At 68.7% G+C, this 8,958-nt stretch carries 8 protein-coding genes and 1 rRNA gene; 8 read left to right on the top strand and 1 reads right to left on the bottom strand.

Annotated elements, in window-relative coordinates; translation table 11 throughout:
• The first annotated feature begins 158 nt into the window (after window positions 1-158).
• The 8 genes from rrf (at window position 159) to ACFCV3_RS37165 (ending at window position 7,811) form a co-directional block, all read left to right on the top strand.
• Window positions 159-276 (top strand): 5S ribosomal RNA (gene rrf, locus ACFCV3_RS37200).
• Between the two features lie 600 nt (window positions 277-876).
• The gene (locus ACFCV3_RS37195) at window positions 877-1,779 is read left to right on the top strand and encodes a hypothetical protein (protein WP_376038682.1); all 903 of its coding nucleotides are present in this window, start codon (window positions 877-879) and stop codon (window positions 1,777-1,779) included.
• A complete protein-coding gene (locus ACFCV3_RS37190; protein WP_376038680.1) occupies window positions 1,776-2,633 on the top strand; it encodes a hypothetical protein in 858 nt (285 codons plus the stop codon). Before ACFCV3_RS37195 ends, ACFCV3_RS37190 begins: the two co-directional genes overlap by 4 nt.
• Before the next feature lie 238 nt (window positions 2,634-2,871).
• On the top strand, window positions 2,872-3,714 hold the full coding sequence (locus ACFCV3_RS37185) for a CHAD domain-containing protein (RefSeq protein WP_376038678.1): 843 nt from the start codon (window positions 2,872-2,874) through the stop codon (window positions 3,712-3,714).
• A 32-nt stretch (window positions 3,715-3,746) separates the two neighbouring features.
• Complete coding sequence (locus ACFCV3_RS37180; RefSeq protein WP_376038676.1) at window positions 3,747-4,451, top strand: GntR family transcriptional regulator; 705 nt, start codon at window positions 3,747-3,749, stop codon at window positions 4,449-4,451.
• Window positions 4,448-5,467: an ADP-ribosylglycohydrolase family protein gene (locus ACFCV3_RS37175; RefSeq protein ID WP_376038674.1), complete on the top strand. Its 1,020-nt coding sequence runs from the start codon at window positions 4,448-4,450 to the stop codon at window positions 5,465-5,467. The genes ACFCV3_RS37180 and ACFCV3_RS37175 overlap by 4 nt, the downstream gene beginning before the upstream one ends.
• An 11-nt stretch (window positions 5,468-5,478) precedes the next feature.
• Complete coding sequence (locus ACFCV3_RS37170) at window positions 5,479-6,921, top strand: purine-cytosine permease family protein (protein WP_376038672.1); 1,443 nt, start codon at window positions 5,479-5,481, stop codon at window positions 6,919-6,921.
• Window positions 6,918-7,811 carry a PfkB family carbohydrate kinase gene (locus ACFCV3_RS37165; RefSeq protein WP_376038669.1) on the top strand — a complete coding sequence of 298 codons (894 nt, stop codon included), beginning with the start codon at window positions 6,918-6,920 and terminating at the stop codon, window positions 7,809-7,811. The genes ACFCV3_RS37170 and ACFCV3_RS37165 overlap by 4 nt, the downstream gene beginning before the upstream one ends.
• Here the strand turns inward: ACFCV3_RS37165 and ACFCV3_RS37160 are convergent.
• Entirely contained in the window at window positions 7,798-8,958 is a 1,161-nt protein-coding gene (locus ACFCV3_RS37160) for a DUF1015 domain-containing protein (protein WP_376038667.1), read from the bottom strand. The genes ACFCV3_RS37165 and ACFCV3_RS37160 overlap by 14 nt on opposite strands.

Below are 8,958 nucleotides of genomic sequence, written 5' to 3'. Positions count from 1 at the left end.
ACACCAACCACTGGTTGGCGATGACACAGACCGCTGCGCTACAAGTAACTCGCGTTCACTGTACGGTTCCCAGAATATGAACAGGACCCCCAGCAACCACACCCCCGACCGGGGTGTGTGACTGTGCAGGGCTGGTTGTTTGTATATCTGAATAGTGTTTCGGTGGTCATAGCGTCGGGGAAACACCCAGTCTCCATTCCGAACCTGGAAGTTAAGCCCTTCAGCGCCGATGGTACTGCGACCGGGAGGTCGTGGGAGAGTAGGACGCCGCCGGACATTCACACTGTTAAGGGCCACCCCGCAAGGGGTGGCCCTTAGCATTTGTCTGGCCCATTTTTTCTTGCTGCGCCGTTCTCTGGGCGGTGCTCGCTGGGTGGTCTCCGGGCCGCTCGATGCGGGCGTCCGGGGCCTGGGGCGGTAGGTTTGTGCGGTTACCCCGCACTACAGCATCGTTAGGAGTCACAGTGGCGACGCCACCTCGCAATCCCCGATCCGGCTCGGGGGACCGACGCGGTTCCTCCGGGAGCAGTGGACGTCCCAGCCGTAGCGGTGGGGGACGTCCCGAATCCGGTGGTGCCGGCTACAGCGGTAAGCGCTCCGGTTCCGGTGGCGGTTCGAGCTCCGGTGGCGGGTCGGGTTACAGCGGCAACCGTTCGGGGTCAGGTGGCTCAGGCGGTGGTTCCGGCTACGGCGGCAACCGGTCGGGTGGTGGTTCCGGCTCGGGTGGTGGACAGCGGAGCTCTGGTGGGTTCCGGGATGGCGCGAGTCGCGGTCCTTCCAGTCGTGGGGACAGCCCGCGGACCGGGGCTCCTCGCTCTGGTGGCAACCGAGACGATGCCCGGACCGAGAACCGGCGCGGGTTCGCCGGCTCCCGTGGTGACGACAAGGGTCGCCGGGATCCCTTCGGAGGTCAGCTCGCCGGTCGTGACGACCGCTCCACAGGTGGCGACCGCGGTGGGTACAACCGCGACGACCGCTCGAGTGGCGGCGACCGCGGCGGCTACCGTCGCGACGACCGTTCTGGTGGCGGCGACCGCGGTGGGTACAACAGAGACAACCGCGCTACTGGTGGAGCTGGCCGCGACGACCGCCCCAGTGGTGGCGGCTACAGCCGCCCTGCAGGTGGCGGTTACAAGCGTGACGACCGTTCCGGTGGTGGCGATCGTGGTGGCTTCCGCGGGGGTGACCGTCCGGCGCGTGATGACCGTGGTGGCTACAACCGTGATGACCGAGGCGGGGCGCGCAGTGAGCGCCCGGCACGGGACGACCGTGGTGGGTACAGCCGCGACGCACGGCCTGCTCGCGATGATCGGGGCGGCTTCAACCGCGATACGCGTCCGGCGCGTGATGACCGGCCCGCACGTGACGATCGGGGCGGGGCGCGCAGTGAGCGCCCGGCACGGGACGACCGTGGTGGGTACAGCCGGGACACTCGGCCTGCTCGCGATGACCGGGGCGGGTACAGCCGGGACACTCGGCCTGCTCGGGATGAGCGGGGTGGGTTCAGCCGCGATACGCGGCCTGCTCGGGATGAGCGGGGTGGGTCGGCTGGTGGGTTCCGGCGGGATGACCGGGGCGATGGCCGGCGGGATCAGCGGTCGGCTCGGGATGAGCGGGGCGGCGCTCGGGGTCCTGCTCGTAGTGCGGGGCCGGCTCGTGGTGAGCGTGGCGCGTTCAAGCGGGACGATCGGGGTGCGCGCGGTGGACGGGACGACCGTCGTGGTGGACCGCGGCGGGATGACGAAGAGAAGGTCGGTCCGCGTCGCGACGACCCGGTGATTCCTGCGGACATCACCGGTGGCGAGCTGGATCGGGGTGTGAAGGCCGAGCTGCGCTCGTTGCCGCGCAGCCTGGCCGACCTTGTCGCTCAGCACCTGGTGGCGTCCGGCCGGTTCCTGGACGACGAGCCGGAGCTTGCGTACCAGCACGCCCGGACGGCTCGGCGGCTCGCCGCGCGGCTGGGCGGTGTTCGCGAGGCCGTGGCGATCACGGCGTACCTGGCTGAGCACTACGACGAGGCGCTGACCGAGTTCCGCGCCGTACGGCGGATGACCGGGAACCACGAAGTACTGGCGATGATGGCCGACTGCGAGCGTGCGCTCGGACGACCGGAGAAGGCGCTGGCGCTGGCACAGGACAAGCACGTTCGGGACCTGTCCGAGCCGACGCAGATCGAGCTGTTGATCGTGACGGCCGGTGCACGGCGTGACATGGGCCAGACGGCGGCCGCGATCCAGGTGCTCGAAGTACCGGAGCTGACCAAGCGCACCCGGGCGGAGTGGTTGCCGCGCCTGCGTTACGCGTACGCCGACGCCCTGGCCGCTGCTGACCGCACCGAGGAAGCTCTGGTCTGGTTCCACCGTGCTGCCGGCGCCGACGCCGATGGTTCGACCGGAGCTGCTGAGCGCGCCGCCGAGCTCGAAGGCCTCGAGTTCACCGACCTCGACGAAGACCTCGAGGACGAGGAGATCGAAGAGGCGAAGGAGACCGACGACGCCGCGACGGTCGTGGAGGTCGACGAGGTGGACGACGAAGACAACTTCGGCGACCTCGACGAGTCCGACGACGAGGATGCCGAGGACGAGTCGCCTGAGGTGGTCGCGGAAGACAAGCCGGAGAAATCCGAGCAGTAGAACAAATCGCGTTGAAGGAGCCGCCGGGGTGATCCCCGGCGGCTCCTTCGCATTCACGGAGCCGACGCTGCCGGGTCGACCGGTCCTCTAGTCGAGGGTGCGCACAGCCATTCGGGGGTCTGAACAGGTCATACCTTGTTCGCGGCCCCCAGATGTTGTTCACACCCCCGGCTTGTGGCGGCGCGGTGGAGACTCGCGGGGGAGGTCGTGGCGGCGCTGGAGCCAGGAGAATGGGGCGATGAGTGCGAGTGTGAGGGTTCTGGCGGACGATCCTGTCGGGGTGCTGGTGGGGGCGGCGGTCGCCAAGGGGGCTCGGCGGTTGCAGAAGGCTGTGCGGATGGTGGAGAAGGGGGAGGACGACGCCATCCATCAGGTGCGGGTTTCGTGCCGGCGGTTGCGGAGCGATCTGAAGCTGTTCCGGAAGTTGCTGGCGGGGGAGTGGGCCGGCGCTCTGCGGGCGGACCTGGCTGCGTTGGCGCTGGCTTGCGGTGAGGCTCGGGACCTTGAGGTGATTGCGGTGCTCGTGAAGGAGACCGCGCACAGCGAGGACGACGCCGCGCACGTCGACTACATCCTGAGCACGCTGACTGCGGGCCTGGCGCAGGCGTCAGCGCGATCCTCGGCGGTGATGCTCGGAGACGACACCGCCGCGCTACTCCGAACTCTGGAGACGGCGCCGGAGCTCTCAGAGAAGGCAGAGACGCCCTGCGGTGAGGCGCTACCCCAGTTGCTCGACGGTGCCGCGCGGCTGTTCGCGCGGGAGGCGGACAAACTGCAGCCGTGGACACAGGACGACGACTGGCATGAGGTGCGGTTGCTGGCCAAGCGAGTCCGGTACGCCGCCAACACCTGCGCGACTGTGCTCGGTGATGAGGCGAAGGCGACCGCCGTACAGGCTGCGCGGTATCAGGAGCTGCTCGGGCAGCACCAGGACCACTGCGCCGCCGCGGACGCGCTGACTGGGCTGGTGGCGGATGCGGGGTCGGAGCGAGCGTTCACGCTAGGGCGGCTGGTCGAGCGGCACCGGGCGGCCCGCAAGCCGCTGCGTGAGGAGTTCCTCAGCCTCTACCACCGCTCTTGACAGGCTGACCACCTGGTTGTACATGTATGTACATGTCTGAACAGGTAGGTCGTTCGAAGCGATCCCAGCTGGTCGCGGAGATCGCCACCGACATCCGGACCGGGCGACTCGGCCATGGTGAGCGGCTGCCGGGGGAGAACCAGCTCGCGACCCGCTACCAGGTTTCCCGCGGCACGGTCCGGAGCGCGCTGGCCGAGTTGCAGCGGCGCGAGCTGATCACTACCGAGACCGGAGTCGGCTCGTTCGTCACCTTCGACGGCAAGGAGCTGGACCAGCAGATCGGTTGGGCTCGCGCGCTGGCCGAAGGCGGCGCAGATGTCGGCACCGAACTGCTGGGGATCGCGGCAGGCGGGGATCCGGCGATCGAGGAGCAGTACGGTCCGGTCGTCACGGTACGGCGGTTGCGTCGCGCAGGCGGGCACCCCGTCTCGATCGAGGTCTCCGCGCTACCGGCTACCGGAGCGCTGGCGGACCTGCCGACTACCGGACTGGTCGACGACTCGATCACCGCAACTCTGCGCGCAGCCGGCCGCCATGGCGTCGGAGGCGAGCAGTGGATCTCAGTCGAGCCACTGGACGCCGCTGATGCCGCACTGCTCGAGCGAACACCCGGGGAGCTGTTCCTGCAGGCAATCCGGGTCACACGCGATCAGAACGGCGATCTCGTCGAGCACGTGGTGAGTCTGCTGGACCCCCAGCGCTTCCGGTTCCACCTGAGCTTCCCGGCGACCCGATGAGCACCCGGGACCGGGCACTGGGCGCTCTGTACGGACTGGCCTTAGGTGACGCGCTGGGGATGCCCACGCAGTCGCTGTCCCGGGCCGACATCGCACTGCGGTACGGCGTGGTCGATCGGCTACTGCCCGGAGCTTCGGACCAGCCCATTGCGCCAGACATGCCAGCCGGGACGATCACCGACGACACCGAGCAGGCACTGCTGCTCGCACGGCTTCTGATCGAGGGAAACGGCCGAGTGGATCCCCATCTGTTCGCTGAGGCCCTGCAGTCCTGGGAACAGGACATGATCAGCCGCGGCTCCCTCGACCTGCTCGGACCGTCCACCAAACGCGCACTGGATCGCCTCGCTGACGGGGTGCCGGCTGAGCAGACCGGCCGGGACGGTACGACGAATGGCGCGGCCATGCGGGTTGCGCCGGTCGGCATCGCGTACGGCGTAGACGTGACCCGTGGGGCCACGCACACAGCGCTGGTGGATGCGGTGGTCGAGTCATGCCGGGTCACCCACAACACCGGCCTCGGGATTGGCGCAGCTGCCGCAGTGGCTGCGGCAGTCTCGGCTGGAGTGGCCGGGGCTGACCTGCCCACTGCGCTGGCCACAGCTGAGGAGGCCGCAGCAGCTGGCGGTCGGCGCGGCCACTGGGTTGCCGGTGGCAGCATCGCCGCACGGCTGCGCTGGGTCCGTGGCTGGGCCCGCGGCCTCACTCCTGCCGAACTCGTCCCGGCCCTCGACGAAGTCGTTGGTACGTCGGTCGCTGCCAACGAATCCGTCATCGCCGCGTTCGCCCTGGTCGAGGTGCTCGGCAACGACGTCCGCGCTGCGCTCACCACGGCCGCGTCACTCGGTGGCGACACCGACACGATTGCCGCGATCTGTGGCGCCGTACTCGGTTCGCACCACGGCATGTCCGGACTACCGGCCGATCTGCTCGACCAGGTTCGCCAGGTCAATCGCCTCGATCTCGACGCGACTGTCGACGGACTGCTCACGCTGCGCGCTACCAATCTCCCCTGAAGGAGGCCGCTATGGCCACCGATACTGCAAGCCAGGCAACAGAATCCACGCTGGAAAACAGAGGCATCGAGCCGGTCCCGGTCGGCGAACGCACGGGCCGTCCCGGTCAGCTGTTCTGGGTCTGGTTCGCTGCCAACATCTCCATCCTCGGTCTGCCGCTGGGGGCCACGCTGGTCGCGATGGGGATGACGGTCTGGCAGGCCGTCATCGCAGCGGTCGTCGGCTCGGTCGGGTCGTTCGCGATCGTCGGGGCGATCTCGATCGCCGGCCGCCGTGGTGGTGCGCCCGGTCTGACGTTGTCCCGCGCGACGTTCGGTGCCCGCGGCAACATTGGTCCGACGCTCGTCTCGCTGTTGTCCCGGCTGGGCTGGGAGACCGTGAACACCACGACCGCGGCGTTCGCGCTGCTCTCGCTGGCCACGATCCTGTTCGGCACCAGCCCGGCGGCGAAGGAGCATCCGGTACTGACGATCGTCGCCATCGCGGTGTTCGAGCTGCTGACCGTGCTCGTCGCCGGACTCGGTCACGCCTTCCTGGTGGCCGTGCAGCGGTGGGCGACCTGGGTGTTCGGAGCGCTCAACATTCTGGTCGGCGGCTTCCTGGTGGCGACCGTCGACTGGTCGGCTGTTGGAGCTGCCTCGCCCGCACCCGTCGGTGTGGTCGTGGCTGGGATCGGTGTGATCGCAGCAGGTACAGGTATCGGCTGGGCGAACGCATCGGCCGACATGTCTCGCTATCAGGCTCCGACTGTGCGCGGCGGTTCGCTGGTGTTGTCGGCTGCGGCCGGTGCGGGTATACCGCTGGTACTGCTGATCTCGCTGGGCAGTCTGCTCGCAGCAGGCGACCCCACGCTGGCGAACGCGGGGGACCCAGTTGCCGCGATCCGCGCGATGCTGCCGAGCTGGATGGCTGTTCCGTACCTGATCGCGGCGTTCGGTGGACTGTTGCTGTCCAACCACCTCTCGGTCTACTCGGCCGGGCTGACCACGCTCACCCTCGGTGTGCGGGTTCGGCGGGTGTACGCGGTGGTGGTCGATGTGACGGTCACCTTCGCCGGGGCGATCTACTTCCTGCTCATCGCTGACGGGTTCTATGGTCCGTTCATCGCCTTCATCAGCGCACTGGCCATTCCGATCACAGCGTGGGTCGGAGTGTTCGCCGTCGACATGCTGCGACGCCGTCACTACGACCCTGACGCGCTGCTGGACACCCGTCGTACCAGTGCTTACTGGTACCGCGGTGGCGTCGCCTGGCGAGCGTTCGGGGCCTGGGCGCTGGCCATCGTGGTGGGCTACCTGTTCGCGACTCTGGGGCCCGCAGCGGATCCCTGGTTCACCGGACCGCTCGCTGACACGTGGTTCGGCGCGAACGGGCTGGCCTGGGTGATCACCTTCGTTGTCGGAGCAGGGTCGTACGCCGCACTCGGTGGTGCCCGTCAGGAGGATGCACAGTGACCGGGCGGCTCGTGCACACCGGACAGGTGGTCATCGATCTGGTCATGCAGGTACCCGCTCTGCCACCGGTTGGCGGTGACGTGCTGGCGCTCTCCACGGTCGAGTACGTCGGCGGTGGGTTCAATGTGATGGCCGCCGCGGCCCGGGCCGGTGCCACCGTGGTCTACGCAGGTGGCCACGGCACCGGACCGCGAGGCGATCGGGTGCGGACCGCACTCGCCGCAGAGGGCGTCAAAATCGAGCAACCGATCACTACTGCGATCGACACCGGCGTGTGCGTGGTACTGCTCGACAACACCGGCGAGCGCACGTTCGTTACCGGTAGCGGTGCCGAGACAGCTGTTGGAGACGCACTCCCTGATCTGGACGCTTCTGACATCGGCTACGTCTCCGGCTACAGCCTGGTAGTCCCGGAGAAAGCCGAGCAGGTGCTGGCGATCCGGGGCGGCAGGCTATTGATCGACCCCGGCCCACTCGTGGCCGACATCGCTCCGGACGTCTGGGCGCGTGCCTTGGCTCGCACTGCGGTGCTGAGCTGCAACGACCGCGAGGCCCAGCTACTGACCGGCCTCTCCGATCCCCTTGACGCTGCGCGGGAGCTGGCCACCAGAGTGCCGCCAACAGCCGTCGTCGTGGTGCGGATCGGGGCAGGTGGCTGTGTCGTGGCGCAGGACGGCACAGCGCAGGTGGTGCCGAGCATCCCGGTGGATGTGGTGGACACCAACGGTGCCGGGGATGCGCACTGCGGTTGGTTCGCGGCTGAGCTTCTCCGCGGCACCGACGTACTGGAGGCTGCCTGGCGGGCCAACATCGCCGCAGCCATTGCCGTCACCCGCAGTGGCCCGGCAACAGCGCCGACCCGCAGTGAGGTCGAAGCTAGAGCATCCTGAACAGCAGGCCGACGCGCGGCTTCGGACCGAACGAGGTGGCTTTCTGCGGCAGGATGACGCCCTGGATCGCCGAGCCGAGGACCTGGTCCAGCCGTGGAGCCGTGAGCTCGATGGCTGCTTGCGAAGGGCCGGCCAGGGCCAGTGCGTCGGACCAGGTGTGGTGGAAGGTCACCTCGTCGACCGGAGCACCCCACGCGGGGAGGAGGTGCTCGTGCAGGGATGAGACGACGGGGACGGTCTGACCGTTGGCCGGGCGGACCGTGAGCCACGCTGTGCCGTCGGTCAGCCGGATGTGGTCCGGGAGGGTCTCGGACCGCCCAGGCAGAACGTCCCAGCCGTCCGGGGTGCGGGACTCAACCATCTCCAGCGTCAGACCCGGCACCACTCGGTGAATGGGGTCCAGGGTCAGCGGGTGCCGGTTGTAGTCCACCAGCATCGCCAGGCCGGACGACGTACTGGATCGGTCCGGTTCGCGACGGTTGCGCTCCAGGTACGCCGCGTAGCGGTGGTGGCCGTCGGCGATCAGCGCCTCGTGCTTGGCGAGCTCGACGGCGATCACTGCGAGCGTTTCGGGGTCTTCGATCCGCCAGATGCGGTGTTCGGCACCGTTCTCGGTTTCGGCCTCCACCCACGGCACTCCGGTCCGGGCGGCGTCCACTGCGTCGCTGGCCGCACCACCGTCGCCGTACGCGAGCAGAATGGGCTCCAGGTCCGCGTCGGTGGCCTCCATCAGTTCGAGGCGGTCGTCGACCCAGTGCGGCATCACGTTCTCGTGCGGCAGCACTACGCGTCGCAGCGGATCCAGAGCCAGCGCACCGACCAGACCGCACAGTACGGCGTCGCCCAGGCGCTGCTCATAGACGTACAGCGCGGGCCGCGGGTCCTGGATGACCACTCCTGCGGCCTGCCATGCGGCCAGCCGCTCCGCGGGCTCGTCGTACCGGTTCGGACCGAGGTTGGGGTCGCGTGGAAGGATGAGCCTCACCATGTTGTGCAGATCAGACGCAGTCAGCCGCCGGACCAGCGCGGGTTCCAGCACGTCGTACGGCGGCGATGTGACGGCCCCGAGGCCGCTCACCATGCCCGCCACGAACCGCCAGGCCCGCAACGGGTCCAGCCGCAGCACGCTCGCCCTCGAATCCGGCAT

The organism is Kribbella sp. NPDC056345 (genome assembly GCF_042262745.1).
Lineage (GTDB): Bacteria > Actinomycetota > Actinomycetes > Propionibacteriales > Kribbellaceae > Kribbella.
The sequence above is the reverse complement of the archived record's forward strand: the minus strand, read 5'-3'. Positions and strand labels throughout refer to the sequence as shown.

Coding starts and splice junctions, on each gene's coding strand:
- ACFCV3_RS37185 (WP_376038678.1), top strand. CDS start 2,872: ATGAGTGCGAGTGTGAGGGTTCTGGCGGACGATCCTGTCGGGGTGCTG.
- ACFCV3_RS37180 (WP_376038676.1), top strand. CDS start 3,747: ATGTCTGAACAGGTAGGTCGTTCGAAGCGATCCCAGCTGGTCGCGGAG.
- ACFCV3_RS37175 (WP_376038674.1), top strand. CDS start 4,448: ATGAGCACCCGGGACCGGGCACTGGGCGCTCTGTACGGACTGGCCTTA.
- ACFCV3_RS37170 (WP_376038672.1), top strand. CDS start 5,479: ATGGCCACCGATACTGCAAGCCAGGCAACAGAATCCACGCTGGAAAAC.
- ACFCV3_RS37160 (WP_376038667.1), bottom strand. CDS start 8,958: ATGCCGGATTCGAGGGCGAGCGTGCTGCGGCTGGACCCGTTGCGGGCC.